Source organism: Lelliottia sp. 7254-16 (genome assembly GCF_002922995.1).
In the GTDB taxonomy this organism is placed as follows: domain Bacteria; phylum Pseudomonadota; class Gammaproteobacteria; order Enterobacterales; family Enterobacteriaceae; genus Enterobacter; species Enterobacter jeotgali.
The window spans coordinates 79,793-99,541 of the sequence record NZ_PQVS01000014.1 but is presented as its reverse complement, the minus strand read 5'-3'; the positions used below and the strand labels follow the sequence as shown (position 1 = coordinate 99,541).

The window sequence follows — 19,749 nt, the reverse complement described above, 5'->3', positions numbered from 1 at the left end:
GGTCTTATGCTTAAGAAGATAACCCGACGCACCTTTGTGACTTCCTGCTCATTGCTGGCGGCAACACCGTTGCTCACCTCGCGGCTCGCGCGGGCGGCTGGTCGCGGCACGGTCGATATCAGCCAGTATAATCGCAACGACTGGATCGCCGCTTTCAAGCAGGCCTTCATCGACGGCGATACGGTGGTGGTCCCGGCAGGGTTGACCTGCGAGAACATCAATACCGGGATTTTTATTCCTGATGGTAAAACGTTGCTGATCCGTGGAGCGCTGACCGGCAACGGGCGCGGGCGTTTCGTGTTGCAGGAAGGCAGTAAAGTGATCGGCGAAGGGAAGGGACGCACCGAAAATATCACCCTCGACGTGCGCGGCTCCGATTGTGTTATCCAGGGTCTGGCGATGAGTGGCTTCGGACCGGTGACGCAGATTTATATTGGTGGAAAAAACGATCGTGTGATGCGTAATCTGCTCATCGACAATATCAGCGTGTCACAGGCTAACTACGCCATTCTGCGCCAGGGATTCCATAATCAGGTCGACGGCGCGAGGATCACCAACAGCCGTTTCAGCCATCTGCAGGGCGATGCGATTGAGTGGAATGTGGCGATCAACGATCGCAATATCCTGATTTCTGACCACGTCATCGACAACATCAACTGCACTAACGGCAAGATCAACTGGGGTATCGGCATCGGCCTCGCCGGAAGTACCTACGATAACGACTATCCTGAAAAACAGGCCGTGAAGAACTTTGTGGTGGCGAACATCACCGGCAGTAACTGTCGCCAGCTGATTCATGTTGAGAACGGAAAACACTTTATTATCCGTAACATTAAAGCCAAAAACATCACTCCCGATTTCAGTAAGAAAGCGGGGATTGATAACGCCACTGTGGCGATTTACGGCTGCGATAATTTTGTCATCGACAATGTTGATATGGTCAACAGCGCCGGAATGCTCATTGGCTACGGGGTGATTAAAGGCAATTATTTGTCGATCCCGCAAAACTTTAAACTGAACGATATCCGCCTGGATAACCGACAGCTGGCGTATAAACTGCGCGGTATCCAGATTTCGTCCGGCAATGCGACCTCGTTTGTCGCCATCACTAACGTCGAAATGCAGCGCGCTACGCTAGAGCTGCACAACAAACCGCAGCACCTGTTTTTGCGTAACATCAAGGTGATGCAAGAGGCCGCAGTGGGGCCGGCACTGAAGATGAATTTTGACCTGCGTAAAGACGTGCGCGGTAAATTCATGGCGAAGGACGAGACCCTGCTGTCGCTGGCAAATATCCACGCAGTTAATGAAAACGGGCAGAGCTCAGTGGATATCGACCGAGTGGATCAGCAGGTGGTGAATGTGGAGCGGCTAAACTTCAAATTGCCCCACAGATAGAATTTACGTCGGCCATTTTGCGATTAATCTGGATCAAAACTGTGACGTATTCGGACAACAACTACTGTAATTTGTGGGTCGAAAGCGTACCATCAGGTCCAGAATTACCGCAAAACATGCTGGCGAAAACAGGTTTAACAGCTATAATTCGGCAACCATTTTAAGGTGGAAGAAATAATGATTAATTTGAAAGCAGTCATTCCGGTAGCGGGTCTGGGCATGCATATGCTGCCAGCCACGAAGGCGATTCCTAAAGAAATGCTACCGATCGTCGACAAGCCGATGATTCAGTACATCGTTGACGAGATTGTTGCTGCAGGGATCAAAGAAATCGTTCTGGTGACCCACTCTTCCAAGAATGCGGTAGAGAACCACTTCGACACCTCTTACGAACTCGAAGCGCTGCTTGAGCAGCGTGTTAAGCGTCAGCTCCTGGCCGAAGTGCAGTCCATCTGCCCGCCTGGAGTGACCATCATGAACGTTCGCCAGGCACAGCCGCTGGGCCTGGGACATTCCATTCTGTGTGCGCGTCCGATTGTCGGCGATAATCCGTTTATCGTGGTGCTGCCAGATATCATTCTGGACAATGCGTCTGCCGATCCGCTGCGTTACAACCTCGCTGCTATGGTCGCGCGTTTCAATGAAACGGGGCGCAGCCAGGTGCTGGCCAAACGCATGAAAGGCGATCTGTCCGAGTACTCTGTGATTAAAACCAAAGAGCCGCTGGATTCAGAAGGGCAGGTGAGCCGTATCGTTGAGTTCATTGAAAAACCCGATCAGCCACAGACCCTGGCTTCCGATCTGATGGCGGTGGGCCGCTACGTGCTGAACGCTGATATCTGGGCCGAACTGGAAAAAACAGAACCGGGCGCGTGGGAACGTATTCAGCTGACTGATGCTATTGCAGAACTGGCTAAAAAACAGTCTGTTGATGCGATGCTGATGACAGGTGACAGCTACGACTGCGGTAAGAAAATGGGCTATATGCAGGCATTCGTGAACTACGGGCTGCGCAACCTGAAAGAGGGCGCGAAGTTCCGTAAGAGCATTGAGAAGATGCTGACGAACGAGTGATTATTTAGTCCTGCTAAGTTTGCAGTGAAGTAGCGGCAACCGATCATCCTGAGCGAAGGTAAATGCTCAAGAATGATAGTTGCCGTTTTTTGTTTTTAAAGTTCCAGAATTACAAAGAGTTACCTGTTGTTTTTTTGGACTACTTGATAAGGATTTCTACTTGTTTCTGGGGACGATAAGGACGACAATTAACGTTCTTCTGTGGTTATCCACTGGTTTTTTTACGTCCGGAAACTGACTGCAGAACACTCATTTTAAGCAATCGCTCAGTGCACTGGTAGCTGTAAAGCCAGGGGCGGTAGCGTGTCAATTTTCTGTTTTCGTCCCTATTATTATCCTGAATTCAGAACATCAATATCTCGATATATTCAATCTACGGAATAGCTAACGTGAAAATTCTTGTTACTGGCGGTGCCGGTTTTATCGGTTCAGCTGTAGTGCGGCATATTATTAAAAATACCCAGGATGAAGTGGTCAATGTCGACAAATTGACCTATGCCGGTAACCTGGAATCGCTTGCTGAAGTGAGTGATAACGAGCGTTATGCGTTTGAGCAGGCAGACATCTGCGACAAAGCGTCAATGGAGCGCATTTTTGCGGCTCATAAGCCTGATGCGGTGATGCATCTTGCGGCGGAAAGCCATGTGGATCGTTCTATCACTGGCCCGGCGGCGTTTATCGAAACGAATATCGTTGGGACGTATGTCCTGCTGGAAGCCGCCCGCGCTTACTGGTCAACGCTGAGTGATGAAGCCAAAGCTACATTCCGCTTCCACCACATTTCTACTGACGAAGTGTATGGCGATCTGCCTCATCCTGACGAGCATCCGGGGTCAACCGAGCTGCCACTGTTTACTGAAACAACAGCATATGCCCCAAGCAGCCCGTATTCTGCTTCTAAGGCTTCGAGCGATCATCTGGTTCGCGCATGGCTGCGTACCTATGGTTTCCCGACCATTGTGACTAACTGTTCTAACAACTACGGTCCTTACCATTTTCCTGAAAAACTGATCCCGCTCGTGATCCTGAATGCCCTGGACGGTAAAGCGTTACCTATTTATGGTAAAGGCGACCAGATTCGTGACTGGCTGTATGTTGAAGATCATGCTCGCGCGCTGTATACCGTGGTCACGGAAGGCAAGCCTGGCGAAACGTACAATATCGGTGGTCATAACGAGAAGCAAAACCTCGATGTCGTTCATACCATCTGCGATTTACTGGATGAAATCGTGCCGAAAGAAGGGTCATATCGCGATCAGATTACCTATGTTGCTGACCGTCCAGGCCACGATCGCCGCTATGCCATTGATGCCCATAAAATAGCGGCTGAGCTGGGCTGGAAACCACAGGAAACCTTTGAGAGCGGAATCCGTAAAACCGTGGAGTGGTATCTCAGCAACCAGGATTGGGTGAACAACGTGAAAAGCGGCGCCTACAAAACCTGGATCGAGCAGAATTACGGGGAACGTCAGTAATGAATATTCTGCTTTTCGGCAAAACAGGGCAGGTGGGCTGGGAGCTGCAACGTGCTCTGGCCCCGCTGGGCAACGTTATTGCACTGGATGTTCATTCCAAAGATTTCTGCGGTGATTTTAGCAACCCAGAGGGTATCGCTCAAACGGTACGTCGGATTAAGCCAGATGTCATTGTTAATGCTGCAGCTCATACTGCGGTAGACAAAGCTGAATCAGAACAAGAATTTGCGCAGCTACTGAATGCAACTAGCGTTGAAGCGATCGCAAAAGCCGCGGCAGAAATTGGTGCCTGGGTGATTCACTACTCAACGGATTATGTGTTCCCTGGCGACGGTGAAACTCCGTGGCAGGAAACTGATGCGACCGCACCGCTAAACGTATACGGTCAGACAAAACTTGATGGTGAAAAAGCGTTGCAGGCTCATTGTGCTAAGCATCTGATTTTCCGTACCAGTTGGGTGTACGCCGGTAAAGGCAATAATTTTGCGAAAACAATGCTGCGTCTGGCAAAAGAGCGGACTGAATTATCGGTAATTAACGACCAAGTGGGGGCGCCAACAGGAGCTGAACTTCTGGCGGACTGTACCGCTCATGCTATTCGTACTGCACTGGTAAGGCCTGAGGTAGCAGGGCTATATCATCTGGTAGCGTCTAGCACTACAACCTGGTATGAGTATGCTGCGTTAGTGTTTGCTCAGGCGCGTGAGGCGGGTATAGAGTTGGCAATCGAACAGCTGAACGCGGTTCCTACGTCGGCCTACCCGACGCCAGCAAAACGCCCTCAAAACTCGCGACTGAATACAGAAAAGTTCCAGCGTAACTTTGATCTGGTGTTGCCGTCCTGGGATATTGGCGTGAAACGGATGCTCGCTGAGCTGTTTACCGCTCAATCTATTTAATAATTTTAAATGCCCTGATATGGGCATTTTGCGTTTATAGAGAAAAATGATGACTACGCGTAAAGGTATTATTCTGGCTGGTGGTTCTGGTACTCGTCTGTATCCGGTAACGATGGCCGTAAGCAAACAACTGCTGCCTATCTATGATAAGCCAATGATTTATTACCCGTTGTCCACATTGATGTTGGCTGGAATTAAAGACATCCTGATTATCAGTACTCCGCAGGACACCCCACGTTTCGAACAGTTACTCGGCGACGGTAGCCAGTGGGGTCTTAACCTGCAATATAAAGTGCAGCCAAGCCCGGATGGTTTGGCACAGGCCTTTATTATCGGTGAAGAATTTATCGGCGACGATAGCTGCGCACTGGTTCTGGGCGACAATATTTTCTACGGTCACGATCTGCCAAAACAGCTTGAAGCGGCCCTGAGCAAAGATAACGGAGCTACAGTTTTCGCCTATCACGTGAACGATCCTGAGCGTTATGGCGTGGTTGAGTTTGATAAGAGCGGTACCGCAATTAGTCTGGAAGAAAAACCGCTGGAACCGAAGAGCAATTATGCCGTGACTGGGCTTTATTTCTATGACAACGATGTTGTAGAAATGGCGAAAAACCTAAAACCATCTGAGCGTGGCGAGCTGGAAATTACTGACATTAACCGTATCTACCTGGAGCAGGGGCGTTTATCTGTTGCCATGATGGGACGCGGCTATGCGTGGTTGGATACAGGTACACATCAGAGCTTAATTGAAGCCAGTAACTTCATCGCGACCATTGAAGAACGTCAGGGGCTTAAAGTCTCTTGCCCGGAAGAGATTGCTTATCGTAAAGGGTTTATCGATGCAGAACAGGTAAAAAAACTGGCAGAGCCATTGAAGAAAAATGCCTATGGTCAGTATCTGCTGAAAATGATTAAAGGTTATTAATTCACCCTCTTAAGCAGTTTAGTTAAAGAAATCAGAGATATTCATGAAAATAGAATTAATTCCACTGCAACAACACGGAGACGAACGTGGATTACTCGTCGCTTTAGAAGAGGAACGTAATATACCATTCCTTATCAAGCGTGTTTATTACATGTTTGATACTTTGCAGGGGATTAGGCGTGGATTCCATGCTCACAAAAAAACACGGCAACTAGCTATAGCGATAAAAGGTTCATGTTCATTCCTTTTTGATGATGGGGAAGAGAAAAAAGATATTATTTTAAATAACCCAGCTCAAGGACTCATGATTGAGCCGGGAATTTGGCATGAAATGTATGATTTTAGTGATGATTGTATTTTGATGGTTTTGGCTGACGATATATATAACGAATCTGATTATATTCGAAACTACCATGATTTTATTGATTATGTAGAGCGAAATTATTGGTAGGCCTGTTAACAAAGCAACAAATGAACAAAGCAATAAAGCACATTCCACTCCCGAAAACATTTGCTTTTGGGTATGTTGCTACAATTATCGAGTGAATTAGAAAAATGGAAAAAGTTGATTTTTTAGATCTCAAGAATATAAACCTGAAATATGAGCAGGAATTAAAAGATGCCTTCAATCGTGTCCTTAATTCTGGTTGGTATATCATGGGACAGGAATTGACGCATTTTGAAGAAATGTACGCCAAATACTGTGGGGTTAAGCATTGTGTCGGTGTGGCAAACGGCCTTGATGCCCTCATTTTGGTCATCCGCGCCTGGAAAGAAATGGGGAAATTGACTGAGGGTGATGAGATTATAGTACCTGCAAACACTTACATTGCCTCTGTACTTGCTGTCACTGAAAATGGGCTAATTCCTGTTTTTGTTGAACCGAATGCGGCTTCATTTAATTTAGACCCTGATAAAATCGAGCAGGCAATAACTAAGAAAACAAAAGCGATTCTGCCGGTTCATCTTTATGGACAAATTTGTGACATGCCGGCAATTAGAAAAATTGCTGTTAAACATAACTTGCTTGTACTTGAAGATTCCGCTCAATCACACGGTGCCAAAATTGACGGTATTATGTCTGGAGCTTGGGGTGATGCTTCTGGATTCAGTTTCTATCCAGGTAAAAATCTGGGGGCACTCGGGGATGCAGGTGCCATAACGACAAATGATTCAGAACTAGATAGCACTCTTCGCTCATTGAGAAACTACGGCTCACATAAAAAATATCATAACATTACATGTGGTGTTAATAGCCGACTTGACGAGTTACAGGCAGCACTTCTGAGTGTGAAATTGCGTCATTTGGATGACGACACTGAGATAAGAAGAAGCGTTGCGGAAAAATATCTTAAGGGAATTATAAATGACAAAATCACCCTGCCAAAGATAGTTTCTGCAGAAAATCACGTATGGCATCTATTTGTCATTAGATGCACTGAGCGTGATGCTTTGCAAAGTTATTTGGCGGAAAATGGGATTCAAACGTTAATACATTATCCGATTCCTCCTCATAAACAAGAAGCCTATAAACAGTATAATCACCTAAGTTTACCTATTACTGAACAAATTCATGAGGATGTACTTTCGTTGCCGATAAGTCCTGTTATGACTTTAGAGCAGGTAGAGTTTGTTATCGCGGTGCTTAATAAATTCTAATATGAAAAAATTCCTTACAGTAACTATTTTCTCCGGTTTATTTACCCTTTTGAAAATGCTTTCTGGTTTTGTCATTGGCAAAGTCATTGCTATATATACTGGGCCATCCGGGATTGCCATGATTGGCCAACTCCAAAGTATCATCAGTATTATGAGCGGGGTTGTAAATGCTCCTGTAGGGAATGGTGTTGTTCGATATACTGCAGAGAATCATGAGAAAGGTTATTTTCAATGCACGCCATGGTGGCGTGCATCAATAAAATTGTCTCTCATTCTTTATATCGTTATTGCTTGTGTGTCGATAATTCTTTCTAATTATATATCTTTGTATTTTTTTTCGTCCACTGAGTATTCTTGGCTAATTATACTGGCTTGTTCCGCACTTCCACTTTCAGTTGCTAACACTTTACTTGCATCAATACTAAATGGTCAGCAAAACTATCGCCAATACATTATCTCTGGGATGGTCTCAGTTGTAATATCAACAACGATTTTGATATTTATGACTGTTGCATATTCATTGAAAGGTGCATTAATTTCTGTTTCATTGAATACAGCAATTGCCGGCATCGTCCTTGTTATCTACTGTAGAAGGAAAGAGTGGTTTTCGCTCTCATCTTTCAGTGGAGTAGTAACTAAGGCTTATACTAAAGGAATATTAAATTATTCGTTTATGTCATTTGTGTCTGCGTTGTCTCTACCTATTGCACTATTAGTTGCACGTAAGTTAATGATAGCCGAAACAGGATGGGAAAATGCTGGCCAGTGGCAAGCGGTCTGGAAAATATCTGAAGCGTATCTTGCAATAATGACCATTGCACTTAGCACATATTTTATGCCAAGATTGTCAGCTATAAATGAAAGTATGGAAATTAGAAAAGAAGTTAACAATTTGAGCCTGGTGATAGTTCCATTTACGGCAGTTATAGCATTTGGTATCTATATATTTAGAGATTTGAGTATTTCCCTGCTCTTTACAAAAGATTTTTATGAGGCAAGAAATCTATTTTTATATCAGTTGATAGGTGACGTCGTTAAAATTGCAAGCTTCGTATACGCCTACCCAATGTTAGCTCAGGGAAGAATAAAGACATTCATAACCTCAGAGATATTGTTTTCATTATCATTTATATTCCTAGTTCATGTATTCCTTAATATATGGGGCATTCAAGGCGCTAATATTGCATATATGATAAATTACAGTATATATTTTTGTTTTACTTTCATTTTCACAAACTTTATCAACCCAAGATTAAATAGCGGTAAAATATTCGGATGAAAATTGCAATACCAGTGGTTGGATTTAGTCGTGCAGGTGGTGAGAGAGTATTATCACGAATAGCAACGGAATTGATCATTAGAGGTCACGATGTTTACTTCGTTGCGCCAGATAATGGAAGCGAACCTTACTATCCAACGTCTGCCACGATTTACCGGAGTTTTAAAGAAACGAAGTATAACAAAGTTGTCAATTATTTAATTACATATTATAAGATCTTTAAAAAATGTGCAGAATTAAAACCTGACCTTGTCTTGGCTAATTACAATCTGACTGCATATATTGCGTATTTCCTACCCAAAAAAATAATTAAAGTATATTATATTCAGGCGTACGAGACATTATTAAGCCAAAGTCGACTTAGAAAGTTGATTGCATATCTTACTTATAGTTTGCCGCTTAATAAAATCGTAAACAATGAGAATATTTTACCTGAAAAAATAAATGATTATATTGACGTCATACCTGCGGGCGTTGATACTCAAGTTTTTTCATCGCGCAATAAAATGAATTCAAGACATTCTATTGGTATAATTGGACGTAAAGAAAAACATAAAGGAACATCAGAGTTAATTGATGTACTTATTGATTGGATTCCTGGAAAAGATTGCATATTGAATATTGGAGTTTATCTTGATGAGAGAGATGCCCATCGGCTTGAGCAAGCAGGAGTAAGATATAATCACATCCCTATCAATAATGATTCGGCGTTGGCTGATTTCTACCGCAGCAATGATCTAATGATTGCTACTGGGCTCGTTGAGGATGGGGCATTTCATTACCCTTGTGCAGAAGCAATGGCGTGTGGTTGTCTGGTTATATCCAATTATGCACCGTTGGTTAACACTGACAGTGTTCTCAAGATAAAACAATTCAGCAAAGAACTTATTCGTGAAAAGCTTGATGTTTTTTATAATTTAGTACCTGCGCAAATCCAGCATGAAATCGAGGGTAACAATATTATCGATAAGATCTACTCATGGGATATTGTTGGCGATAAATTTGATAAAGTTTTAGTCGAAATAAAGAAAAAAAGCGATGGGAATAAATGAAAATTACAGCCACAAAAATACCAGACTTGTTAATAATTGAACCAAAAGTCTTTCGTGATGAGAGGGGCTTCTTTATGGAGAGTTTTAACCAAGCCAGTTTTAATGAATCGGTAGGAAAAGAGGTTTTATTTGTACAGGATAACCATTCAAAGTCTTCAAAAGGTGTATTGCGTGGGATGCACTATCAGCTAGAACCAGCAGCGCAAGGTAAGTTAGTCCGCTGTACTAGCGGAGCGGTTTTCGATGTTGCAGTCGACATACGACCACAGTCTAAAAACTATGGAGAATGGGTAGGACTCATTTTATCGGAAGAGAATAATCTGCAATTCTGGATCCCAGAAGGATTTGCCCACGGTTTTCTTGTATTAACGGAGACTGCCGAATTTATGTATAAAACTACAAACTATTATAATCCATTATTCGAGCGTGGTTTCGCGTGGAATGATTCCCATGTTGATATAGATTGGCCAGAAGTAGAAAATATTGTTTTGTCAGATAAAGATAAATTACAACCAGTCTTTGATAAAAAGTAGTCTATACAAAATTTGTTAATGAACGGTCGTCAACTTAAAAGGCTGCTCTATGCGTGTATTTGACGTTTGTGGTACCCTGTATGCCTCTAATACCACTTTTGATTTTATTATTGAATATCATAAATATCATCGTAATAGACTAAAGTTTTTTTGGACACAGATTTTATTATCTCTTCCATTTAAAATTTTAAATAGAATGAAATTCCTCTCGATTAGACGAAATATGATTTACTCTTTAAAAGGAGAGAGCAAGCATGAGTTGTTTGATTTCTCACAAATTTTTGTAGACAGATATCTGGGAAATAAACGAAAACAGGAAACAATGCAATTATTGCTTAATGACCCGTTAAATTCCGTCTTGATGTCTGCTTCTATTGATCCAGTAATAATAGCAATATCAAATCATCTCAATGTAAAAGCATACTCCTCAGTGCTTGAATATAATGATGAAGGAATGTGTACAGGAAAACTGGATGTTGATCTCAAAGGCATTAAATCTAATCAAATAGCGGAAAGTAATTTGGAATTAGTAGCTACTGATAATATGAGTGATATTGACCTTATAAAAAACAGCACTCTTTCGTATATAATAACAAATAAAAACAATAAGAATGGCTGGTTAAGATTATTGTCGAAGAATAATGTAGATTTAGGTAAGGTTATTTTTCTATGAAATTTTACTTCCCTTTATATTATCTTTTTATTTCACGAATTAAAACCAAGCATGAAAGAGTTAGTTGGCTGATAATTTTCCCGCTTTTTCTTTTGCTCACGGTTTGTTTATTTAACGGCAGTATATTATGTTTTTTTATTGCTTTCGTTATGACAATGTCATTGTATGAAATTGGTTATTTCGATAATGATTTTAGAACAGTTGCAAAAGAGAAAAATCCTACTATTCGCGCAGACGAAAATAGAGATTGGCTTAAGAAACGACTGTTTTCTATTATTTCCGTTAGAATAATTATTACAATAGTATTGTTTATTTTTCTTTTTAATAGAAGTGACAGTCATCAGCAAATCCTTTTATCGGTCTTGATCGCAATCTTAATAGCAGGTTTTTATTTTCACAATACTCTCCGTTCTCGTTGCAATGTGGTTACCTATTTTATAATTGTAACTGCTCGTTATCTCATTCCCGCTGTTGCAGCAACAGATAGTATCTATTATCAATCCATGATTCCTTTCATGATTTTTATTTTTCCTCTATTGAGAACTGTTGAACATGCATGTAAGGATAAATATTCGTTCCCGGCTATTAAGAAAATTGTTCGGAATCCGGATGTTTTCCGTGTTAAATGGTATATAGCATTAACATTCATTTTGGTGATTGTATACTTTTTATCCGCTAATAGCATCATACTCAATTTTGTTGCACTCAGTACTTATTTTCTTATATATCGCGCTGCCACTTTATATGTTTCGAAATCTACAAGAATTTTAAGAACCAAACATCAATCATATAATTGGGATAAAGATGAAAAATAAAAAAGCAGCCATAGTTATACTTTTCAATCCTATATTAAAACAAATTTCGGCATTAGTTACTACACTAAAGAAACAGTGTGATTTTGTTATTCTTGTTGATAATACCCCTACAAGCGTCCAAAGATCTATAGACATTAATACGTTTTCTGATAATGTTTTTTATGATAATTTAAATGAAAATATGGGCATTGCATATGCTCAGAATCACGGATTTTTTAAAGCAATTGAACTTGGGTGTGATATATTCTTTACGTTTGACCAAGATTCATCAATTGATGATGATTATATATCGAAAATGTACAATGAATATCAGGAAGCAAATAAAAGTATTAAAAAAATTGCTGCATTAGGTCCTCTGATTATAAACGAACGTAATAACAAAAAATATGATCGAGAAATAAATCTAGGAAAGGAAGTTATTAATGGAGTTTATCAAGTTGAAAGCATCATTTCTTCTGGCGCATTGATACCATTAAATGCGCTAAAATATATCGGGTTAAATAAATCTGAATGGTTTATCGATTTAGTCGATATTGAATGGTGCTACAGAGCTCGCCATCTTGGATGGAATGTACTTTCCACAATAAACGTTGACTTGCAGCATCATCTCGGGCAAACAGATGTCAACGTGATGGGAAAGGTCAGTTTTGCAAAATGCAGTCCTTTCAGATTATATTACGTATATAGAAACTGGCTATTGTCAAATAGAGAAATTGCGTTCCCGTTAAAATACAAAATAAAAAAAATGTTCGTAATGCCTTGTAAGTTCATAATATACACATTTAGTGACAATGGCTTTATTAGACTTAAATTTATGCTCAAAGGGATTGTTGATGGACTTAAGGGTGTTACGGGTCCATATCGTTAATACTCATTATATACATGACAAATTTAATTTATGAGAGAAGAAATTGTCTATAAAATATTTTAAACTTTATTTGTTATTTGTTTTTATTACGGCCATTTCTTTTTTCTTTGGTCTTAGATTGTTAGGTCAGGATAGTGATTTCTTATCTTACTCAACATTTTATGATAGTATATCAAATGATTTCTCATTTTCTGATACACGATTTGAATATGGCTTCGTGTTATTGAATTTATTATTCAAAAATGTATTCAATGCTGACATTCACGTAATGCTTGTTGCGCTGGCATTTGTATCGTTGGCTATCAAGGAATTTCTGTTTATAAAAGGGAATAATGCATTAATTATTACCATTTTTTATCTTTTGGGAATGGGATTGCTGCACGAAATGACACAGATACGAGTTGCAATCGCAATAAGTTTTGTATTACTCAGTTTTTACTATAAGTCTATAAACCGGCTCTATATTTCATTTGCTATTTTTTTATGTTCCATAATGTTCCATTATTCAATGGCATTTTTTGTAATGGGATTTATAATACCGAATTCATGGTTCCTCATGAATAAACTAAAAATCCCTATGATATTTATTTATGCAATTATTGCAGCCATTACTTTGTATGTTATACAGGGTATCTTGGTTTCAAATATAAGTATAATCAGTTTATACGCTAGTCGTGCAGATAATGAGAGTTTTAACTTCGCTTCTGTAAGATTTATAGGGTTAGCTTTCCCATTATTGATAGGTGTCTTCTCATTCAATGAATTGAGTGTATTCCAAAAAAGATGCTTCATAATCTCTTTAGCTGCTTACGCTGTATCTATTCCTGCATCCTTGATTCCAACAGTAGCTAGTAGGATATTTGAGTTAGGTTGGGTGTGCTTTTATTTTTGGGTTCCAGGTATCTCTTCAAAGAAAAGAAAGTATACAGCCTTGTTTTTCCTGGCACTAGTTAGCTTATATTTTGCAATTAGAAACGTTTATCTTGAACCAATATTTGGAGTGCAATAACTGCATTGGTTAAAAATTCTGGAAATGCAAATAAACTCCAGTCAATATTGAAATGTAATGAAGTGTATTATTTGAGCTAAAGAATAATGATGATGTTCATTAGACGAAGAAAGAAAAGAATCAAGCATGATAACCAAACAATGAATACAAATTTATTGCGCAATGAATGTTAAATAGACTGACTTAGTATAAATGTTAATTTTATATGTAATTTTGAGATGAAGAGTATTATTTAATGAATAACGATAGTCATCGAATATTGTTGTATTTTGTTAATGTTGATTGGTTTTTTATTTCTCACCGTTTGCCAATAGCTCTTAAAGCGCTTGAGAAGGGGTATCGGGTGGTGATTGCTTGCCATTTTACAGCCCATCAAAAACAGCTTGAATCAATGGGTTTTTTAACCTACGAAATTCCATTTAGTAGAAGCGGGATTGGCATAGTTTCAGAGTTAAGGACTCTACTAAAGGTTAGAAAGGCAATTAAGCTATTTAAGCCAACAATCATTCATGCAGTGACCATAAAACCTGTCATTTATTCTGGCTTGATGCGTAGAACTGTACTTAAAAAAATCGCTATGGTTTCAGCCATCTCTGGTTTAGGCTATGTATTTACCTCTAAAACTCTACGTGCACGATTAATAAAATTGGCAGTTTCGATTTTGTACAAAATTGCACTTTCAGGTAACAGTAGAATTGTTATTTTCCAGAATACTTCGGATGAAAAAATACTAACCAACATTGTTGGTTTGAGAAATAATGATAAAGTTTTAATTAAAGGCTCCGGTGCCGATCTTAATATATATAATTACCGACCTGAACCAATAAGTCCTATAGTCAAAGTCGCAATGGCATGTCGACTTTTGAAAGATAAAGGTGTTTATCAATTTATTGAAGCAGCAAGAATTGTCAAAAGCAACCATTCTAATGTTGAGTTTATTTTAATTGGTACTCCCGATGTCGACAATCCCAACTCGGTGTTAAGTAAAGAAATAGATATGTGGATTGCCGAGGGAGTGATAAAATATTTAGGCCATAGAACTGACATTGCTGATCTTTTTTCGGATTCAAATATAGTCTGCCTCCCTTCTTATTACGGCGAAGGTGTCCCAAAAGTACTCATCGAAGCGGCTGCATGCGGGCGAGCCATCATCACTACCATTAATCCAGGTTGCCGTGATGCGGTTATCGATGGCCAAACTGGGATATGTATACCGATCAAGAATTCTGAAGCTCTAGCAGAGGCGGTGATATTCTTAGTTGAACAGCCGGATCTTAGGCATAGAATGGGACTAGCAGGTAGACAATTTGCAGAACAGGAATTTGATGTTTCCTCTGTAGTGAATAAACACCTAAACTTGTATGATAGTTTGAGTTAATATTATCTTACTTTTTGTAAAAAATAGAAGTTTTTAACTTTCTGTTTAATATAACCTTTTAATTTCAGGTATAAACTTTTACTACTGTAGTGAAAACTCAATTTTCACTATCTTCTGCATCATAAGCTGAGTTAACATTCCAATATATTCAAGCCGCGCATGAGTCGCGGTGACCACACCTGACAGGAGTATATAATGTCCAAACAACAGATCGGCGTTGTCGGTATGGCAGTGATGGGGCGCAATCTGGCGCTCAACATCGAAAGCCGTGGTTATACCGTCTCCGTTTTCAACCGTTCCCGTGAAAAAACCGAAGAAGTGATTGCCGAGAACCCGGGCAAGAAGCTGGTTCCTTTCTATACGGTTCAGGAGTTTGTTGAATCTCTGGAAACGCCACGTCGTATCCTGTTAATGGTGAAAGCAGGCGCTGGCACTGATGCTGCTATCGATTCCCTGAAGCCGTATCTTGATAAAGGTGACATCATCATTGATGGTGGCAATACCTTCTATCATGACACTATCCGCCGTAACCGCGAATTGTCTGCTGAAGGCTTCAACTTCATCGGTACCGGTGTTTCCGGTGGTGAAGAGGGCGCCCTGAAAGGCCCGTCAATTATGCCAGGCGGCCAGAAAGAAGCGTATGAGCTGGTTGCGCCGATCCTGACTAAGATCGCGGCAGTTGCTGAAGACGGTGAACCGTGCGTCACTTATATCGGTGCGGATGGTGCAGGTCATTACGTGAAAATGGTTCACAACGGTATCGAATACGGCGATATGCAGCTGATTGCTGAAGCGTATTCTTTACTGAAAGGTGGTCTGAACCTGTCCAACGAAGAGCTGGCGCAGACCTTTACCGAGTGGAACACTGGCGAGCTGAACAGCTATCTGATCGACATCACCAAAGACATCTTCACCAAGAAAGACGAAGAGGGTAAATACCTGGTTGATGTGATTCTGGATGAGGCAGCAAATAAAGGTACCGGTAAATGGACCAGCCAGAGCTCCCTGGATCTCGGTGAGCCGCTGTCTCTGATCACGGAATCCGTGTTCGCGCGCTACATCTCCTCTCTGAAAGAGCAGCGTGTTGCGGCCTCTAAAGTGCTGTCTGGCCCGCAGGCGAAACCTGCCGGTGACAAAGCCGAGTTTATCGAGAAAGTTCGCCGCGCACTGTACCTGGGTAAAATCGTCTCTTACGCACAGGGCTTCTCTCAGCTGCGCGCTGCGTCTGATGAAAACAACTGGGATCTGAATTACGGTGAGATCGCGAAAATCTTCCGTGCTGGCTGCATCATCCGTGCACAGTTCCTGCAGAAAATCACCGATGCATACGCTGAAAATGCAGGTATCGCTAACCTTCTGCTGGCACCTTACTTCAAGAAAATCGCTGACGAATACCAGCAGGCGCTGCGCGATGTTGTCGCTTATGCTGTCCAGAATGGTATTCCGGTACCAACCTTCTCTGCAGCAGTGGCGTACTACGACAGCTACCGTGCAGAAGTATTGCCTGCGAACCTGATTCAGGCGCAGCGTGACTACTTTGGCGCGCACACTTACAAGCGTACCGATAAAGAAGGTGTGTTCCACACCGAATGGCTGGATTAATCTGATTTAACTCAGTTCCATAGCAAGGCCCGGTCATTGTTACCGGGTTTTTTTTATTGCTCTCCTCCCCGTGTCCTCTTGCTTTGCACAACACCACCTGCCTGGCGAAGAATAAATGACGGTTTTATCCCGCTCACGCAACAAGGACTTTGCCTTGACAGTGCATAAACATAAGAGGTAAAAACCTCCACAGTTGTTTACTGCGGTGGCGCTGCTAGGGCCTCCTGACACTCATACTTGAAGAAGTAGAACGAATGAAAATTACAATCTCCGGAACGGGCTATGTCGGTCTCTCAAACGGTATTCTGATTGCGCAGAACCATGAAGTGGTGGCGCTGGATATCGTGCAGGCCAAAGTGGACATGTTGAACCAGAAGATCTCTCCGATAGCTGATAAAGAGATCGAAGAATACTTGGCTAACAAGTCGCTCAACTTCCGTGCAACGACCGACAAAGAAGACGCTTATCGTGGTGCAGATTATGTGATTATCGCCACCCCAACGGATTACGATCCAAAAACGAACTACTTCAACACCTCCAGCGTCGAGGCCGTCATCAAAGATGTTGTTGCTCTCAACCCAAGTGCGGTGATGATCATCAAATCAACCATTCCGGTCGGGTTTACCCAGTCCATTAAAGAGAAACTGGGTATTGATAACGTGATCTTCTCCCCAGAATTCCTCCGCGAAGGTAAGGCGCTTTACGACAACTTGTATCCATCGCGTATTGTTATTGGTGAGCGTTCCGAACGTGCGGAGCGCTTTGCTGCGCTGTTGCAGGAGGGGGCGATCAAGAAAGATATCGATGTGCTGTTCACTGATACGACTGAAGCTGAGGCAATCAAGCTCTTCGCCAATACCTATCTGGCGATGCGTGTCGCCTTCTTCAACGAGCTGGACAGCTATGCGGAAAGCCTGGGATTGAACACCAAACAGATCATCGAAGGTGTTTGTCTGGATCCGCGTATTGGCAATCACTATAACAATCCGTCCTTCGGTTATGGTGGCTATTGCTTGCCTAAAGATACCAAACAGCTGCTGGCTAACTATCAGGCGGTGCCAAACAACCTGATTTCAGCGATTGTTGAAGCGAACCGTACGCGCAAAGACTTTATCTCTGACTCGATTTTGGCTCGTCAGCCAAAAGTCGTCGGCGTGTATCGTCTCATCATGAAGAGTGGGTCGGATAACTTCCGTGCTTCATCGATCCAGGGGATTATGAAGCGCATTAAAGCGAAGGGTGTTCAGGTTGTTATTTATGAACCGGCGATGAATGAGGACGAGTTCTTCCATTCGCGAGTGGTTCGCGACCTGGATGCGTTTAAGAAAGAAGCGGATGTGATTATTTCGAATCGCATGGCGGAAGAGCTGGCGGATGTGGCGGACAAAGTTTACACCCGCGATCTGTTTGGTAGTGATTAAGTCATATAATTTTTTGATAAAATAATGTTGGTGGCCAGTTATCTAACTGGCCACGTCTTAGCTTAGACGTTTGGCCGCTATAAGAACTAAATTCTTTTAAACATATTACTTTATCTTTCATCGGCTGAGGTTTTTAATGTCAAGTTATACTTTAAGATTTGTAACATTTGATGAAATATATTTAGCTAAATCATGGGGCTGGCTTAATGATGTTGAAATAAAAAAGCTTACAAATACCCCTGACTTTACACAGATGCAACAAAGAGCATTTTTTGATTCGTTACCAAGAGATGATTATAAAGTTTGGGGGATGGAGTGCAACGATTTCCCTATAGGTGTGGTGGGACTCAAGAAAATAACCTCATCGAGTGCTGAGTATTTTGGCTATATTGGCGAAAAAAATTATTGGGGAAAAGGACTCTTTACTTCCATTCTTGATTTTATAAGGCTCGAAGCGAAACGCTTAGATATTAATCTAATTTATTTAAATGTTTGTTCTGATAACCAACGAGCAATACGTGCTTATCAGAGAGAAGGATTTATTGTCTCGACACAAAGAGATGATTTAATAGAAATGACGATGAGGGTAGCGTAAGTGTTTGTTAAAAAATATCAAAGCGAAGATAGTATTATCTGGAACGAGTTTGTGTCTTTAGCTAAAAATAGTCATTTTTTCTTCCTAAGAAAATATATGGACTATCACTCTTCCCGATTTATTGATCATTCATTGATGATTTATGATGACAAAGATTCACTTATTGCGCTTTTGCCTGCAAATATCTCTGAAGATCAGTTGATTTCTCATCAAGGATTAACATTTGGCGGCTTATTAATCAAAGCATCTGCAAAGCAGAACGAGATATTATCTGTATTTGAAACTTTGCAAGAATATTTGTCTGTCAATAAGTTAACATCACTGATATATAAGCGGATACCATATATTTATCATGATATGCCTTGTGACGAAGATTTATATGCACTATTCCGAATCGGTGCTAAATTGATTCGCAGAGATGTTAGCTCAACAATAAAATTAGAAAAACAGATAAAGTATTCTAAAGGGCGAAAATGGATTGTTAAAAAAGCATCTGAATCAGGCATGGTTTATCAAGAAAGCTCGGATATCAATAGCTTCTGGAGTAATTTAACGGCAGTATTGCAGCGAGTTCATGGTGTAAACCCGGTGCATACTGTCGACGAAATTAAATATCTTCATGAAACATTCCCTAAGAATATAAAATTCTATACCGCTTCTTTAAACAATGAAGAAGTATCTGGGGCCGTCATTTTTGAAGTTGGGAATACTGTTCACACCCAGTATCTGTTTAACTCAGAACAGGGGCGACAGGTCGGTGCGCTTGACGGGCTCATTGATTATCTTGTGAAAAATACTTACGCTGATCGAGCTTATTTTGATTTTGGAATTTCCAATGAGGAGCAGGGTAGAGTGTTAAATGAGGGGTTGATCTCGCAAAAAGAGGGTTTTGGAGCAAGAGCAGTTGTTCATGATTTCTATGAAATCTACCCACGGTGTGAGTGATATATCAGCTCCTCATGAGCTTATATTTTATATTGGATTAAACACTCGAATAAAACCGCCTTCGGGCGGTTTTATTATTTTTAAATCTAATCTTTTTAACTAAAAGAAGTTGGCATCCCTGAGGATGCCAACTGACCGAAATAAAA

The 19,749-nt window shown here is 41.2% G+C and carries 19 protein-coding genes; all 19 read left to right on the top strand.

All coding sequences use genetic code 11. From position 1 onward, the window contains the following. The first annotated feature begins 6 nt into the window (after window positions 1–6). The 19 genes from wcaM to C3708_RS23930 all read left to right on the top strand — a co-directional run bounded on the left by wcaM (window position 7) and on the right by C3708_RS23930 (window position 19,603). Window positions 7–1,398, top strand: a complete 1,392-nt coding sequence (gene wcaM / locus C3708_RS17660) for a colanic acid biosynthesis protein WcaM (protein ID WP_103949794.1) — start codon at window positions 7–9, stop codon at window positions 1,396–1,398. A 177-nt stretch (window positions 1,399–1,575) separates the two neighbouring features. Next, window positions 1,576–2,472 (top strand): GalU regulator GalF, encoded by an 897-nt coding sequence (galF, locus tag C3708_RS17655; protein ID WP_103946179.1) that lies wholly within the window; start codon window positions 1,576–1,578, stop codon window positions 2,470–2,472. Between the two features lie 389 nt (window positions 2,473–2,861). After that, a complete protein-coding gene (gene rfbB / locus C3708_RS17650; RefSeq protein ID WP_103949793.1) occupies window positions 2,862–3,947 on the top strand; it encodes a dTDP-glucose 4,6-dehydratase in 1,086 nt (361 codons plus the stop codon). After that, window positions 3,947–4,846 (top strand): dTDP-4-dehydrorhamnose reductase, encoded by a 900-nt coding sequence (gene rfbD, locus C3708_RS17645; protein ID WP_103949792.1) that lies wholly within the window; start codon window positions 3,947–3,949, stop codon window positions 4,844–4,846. The genes rfbB and rfbD overlap by 1 nt, the downstream gene beginning before the upstream one ends. Before the next feature lie 49 nt (window positions 4,847–4,895). After that, entirely contained in the window at window positions 4,896–5,774 is an 879-nt protein-coding gene (gene rfbA / locus C3708_RS17640) for a glucose-1-phosphate thymidylyltransferase RfbA (protein ID WP_103949791.1), read from the top strand. A gap of 43 nt (window positions 5,775–5,817) precedes the next feature. Next, complete coding sequence (locus C3708_RS17635; protein WP_103949790.1) at window positions 5,818–6,225, top strand: FdtA/QdtA family cupin domain-containing protein; 408 nt, start codon at window positions 5,818–5,820, stop codon at window positions 6,223–6,225. A 104-nt stretch (window positions 6,226–6,329) separates the two neighbouring features. After that, on the top strand, window positions 6,330–7,433 hold the full coding sequence (locus tag C3708_RS17630; RefSeq protein ID WP_103949789.1) for a DegT/DnrJ/EryC1/StrS aminotransferase family protein: 1,104 nt from the start codon (window positions 6,330–6,332) through the stop codon (window positions 7,431–7,433). Window position 7,434: 1 nt separating this feature from the next. Then, entirely contained in the window at window positions 7,435–8,712 is a 1,278-nt protein-coding gene (locus tag C3708_RS17625; protein ID WP_103949788.1) for an O-antigen translocase, read from the top strand. Next, the gene (locus tag C3708_RS17620; protein ID WP_103949787.1) at window positions 8,709–9,764 is read left to right on the top strand and encodes a glycosyltransferase family 4 protein; all 1,056 of its coding nucleotides are present in this window, start codon (window positions 8,709–8,711) and stop codon (window positions 9,762–9,764) included. The genes C3708_RS17625 and C3708_RS17620 overlap by 4 nt, the downstream gene beginning before the upstream one ends. Further along, a complete protein-coding gene (rfbC, locus tag C3708_RS17615; protein ID WP_103949786.1) occupies window positions 9,761–10,297 on the top strand; it encodes a dTDP-4-dehydrorhamnose 3,5-epimerase in 537 nt (178 codons plus the stop codon). The genes C3708_RS17620 and rfbC overlap by 4 nt, the downstream gene beginning before the upstream one ends. A 49-nt stretch (window positions 10,298–10,346) precedes the next feature. Beyond that, window positions 10,347–10,970, top strand: coding sequence for a haloacid dehalogenase-like hydrolase (locus C3708_RS17610; RefSeq protein ID WP_103949785.1), 624 nt, complete (start codon window positions 10,347–10,349; stop codon window positions 10,968–10,970). Continuing rightward, window positions 10,967–11,785, top strand: a complete 819-nt coding sequence (locus tag C3708_RS17605) for a hypothetical protein (protein ID WP_103949784.1) — start codon at window positions 10,967–10,969, stop codon at window positions 11,783–11,785. Before C3708_RS17610 ends, C3708_RS17605 begins: the two co-directional genes overlap by 4 nt. Continuing rightward, window positions 11,775–12,653 carry a glycosyltransferase family 2 protein gene (locus C3708_RS17600; protein WP_103949783.1) on the top strand — a complete coding sequence of 293 codons (879 nt, stop codon included), beginning with the start codon at window positions 11,775–11,777 and terminating at the stop codon, window positions 12,651–12,653. Before C3708_RS17605 ends, C3708_RS17600 begins: the two co-directional genes overlap by 11 nt. A gap of 43 nt (window positions 12,654–12,696) precedes the next feature. Continuing rightward, window positions 12,697–13,662, top strand: a complete 966-nt coding sequence (locus C3708_RS17595) for an EpsG family protein (protein WP_103949782.1) — start codon at window positions 12,697–12,699, stop codon at window positions 13,660–13,662. Window positions 13,663–13,897: 235 nt separating this feature from the next. Next, entirely contained in the window at window positions 13,898–15,040 is a 1,143-nt protein-coding gene (locus tag C3708_RS17590; protein ID WP_103949781.1) for a glycosyltransferase family 4 protein, read from the top strand. A 195-nt stretch (window positions 15,041–15,235) separates the two neighbouring features. Next, a complete protein-coding gene (gene gndA / locus C3708_RS17585; RefSeq protein ID WP_095282567.1) occupies window positions 15,236–16,642 on the top strand; it encodes an NADP-dependent phosphogluconate dehydrogenase in 1,407 nt (468 codons plus the stop codon). A 254-nt stretch (window positions 16,643–16,896) separates the two neighbouring features. Further along, the gene (gene ugd, locus C3708_RS17580) at window positions 16,897–18,063 is read left to right on the top strand and encodes a UDP-glucose 6-dehydrogenase (RefSeq protein ID WP_103946164.1); all 1,167 of its coding nucleotides are present in this window, start codon (window positions 16,897–16,899) and stop codon (window positions 18,061–18,063) included. Window positions 18,064–18,199: 136 nt separating this feature from the next. Then, on the top strand, window positions 18,200–18,658 hold the full coding sequence (locus C3708_RS17575) for a GNAT family N-acetyltransferase (protein ID WP_103949780.1): 459 nt from the start codon (window positions 18,200–18,202) through the stop codon (window positions 18,656–18,658). Beyond that, window positions 18,659–19,603 carry a GNAT family N-acetyltransferase gene (locus C3708_RS23930; protein WP_103949779.1) on the top strand — a complete coding sequence of 315 codons (945 nt, stop codon included), beginning with the start codon at window positions 18,659–18,661 and terminating at the stop codon, window positions 19,601–19,603. It begins immediately after the preceding gene. Window positions 19,604–19,749 lie beyond the last annotated feature (146 nt).

Bases quoted from the DNA above. Each gene is read 5' to 3' on its own strand.
- wcaM (WP_103949794.1), top strand. From the start codon at position 7: ATGCTTAAGAAGATAACCCGACGCACCTTTGTGACTTCCTGCTCATTG.
- galF (WP_103946179.1), top strand. From the start codon at position 1,576: ATGATTAATTTGAAAGCAGTCATTCCGGTAGCGGGTCTGGGCATGCAT.
- rfbD (WP_103949792.1), top strand. From the start codon at position 3,947: ATGAATATTCTGCTTTTCGGCAAAACAGGGCAGGTGGGCTGGGAGCTG.
- rfbA (WP_103949791.1), top strand. From the start codon at position 4,896: ATGACTACGCGTAAAGGTATTATTCTGGCTGGTGGTTCTGGTACTCGT.
- C3708_RS17635 (WP_103949790.1), top strand. From the start codon at position 5,818: ATGAAAATAGAATTAATTCCACTGCAACAACACGGAGACGAACGTGGA.
- C3708_RS17630 (WP_103949789.1), top strand. From the start codon at position 6,330: ATGGAAAAAGTTGATTTTTTAGATCTCAAGAATATAAACCTGAAATAT.
- C3708_RS17625 (WP_103949788.1), top strand. From the start codon at position 7,435: ATGAAAAAATTCCTTACAGTAACTATTTTCTCCGGTTTATTTACCCTT.
- C3708_RS17620 (WP_103949787.1), top strand. From the start codon at position 8,709: ATGAAAATTGCAATACCAGTGGTTGGATTTAGTCGTGCAGGTGGTGAG.
- rfbC (WP_103949786.1), top strand. From the start codon at position 9,761: ATGAAAATTACAGCCACAAAAATACCAGACTTGTTAATAATTGAACCA.
- C3708_RS17610 (WP_103949785.1), top strand. From the start codon at position 10,347: ATGCGTGTATTTGACGTTTGTGGTACCCTGTATGCCTCTAATACCACT.
- C3708_RS17605 (WP_103949784.1), top strand. From the start codon at position 10,967: ATGAAATTTTACTTCCCTTTATATTATCTTTTTATTTCACGAATTAAA.
- C3708_RS17600 (WP_103949783.1), top strand. From the start codon at position 11,775: ATGAAAAATAAAAAAGCAGCCATAGTTATACTTTTCAATCCTATATTA.
- C3708_RS17590 (WP_103949781.1), top strand. From the start codon at position 13,898: ATGAATAACGATAGTCATCGAATATTGTTGTATTTTGTTAATGTTGAT.
- gndA (WP_095282567.1), top strand. From the start codon at position 15,236: ATGTCCAAACAACAGATCGGCGTTGTCGGTATGGCAGTGATGGGGCGC.
- ugd (WP_103946164.1), top strand. From the start codon at position 16,897: ATGAAAATTACAATCTCCGGAACGGGCTATGTCGGTCTCTCAAACGGT.
- C3708_RS17575 (WP_103949780.1), top strand. From the start codon at position 18,200: ATGTCAAGTTATACTTTAAGATTTGTAACATTTGATGAAATATATTTA.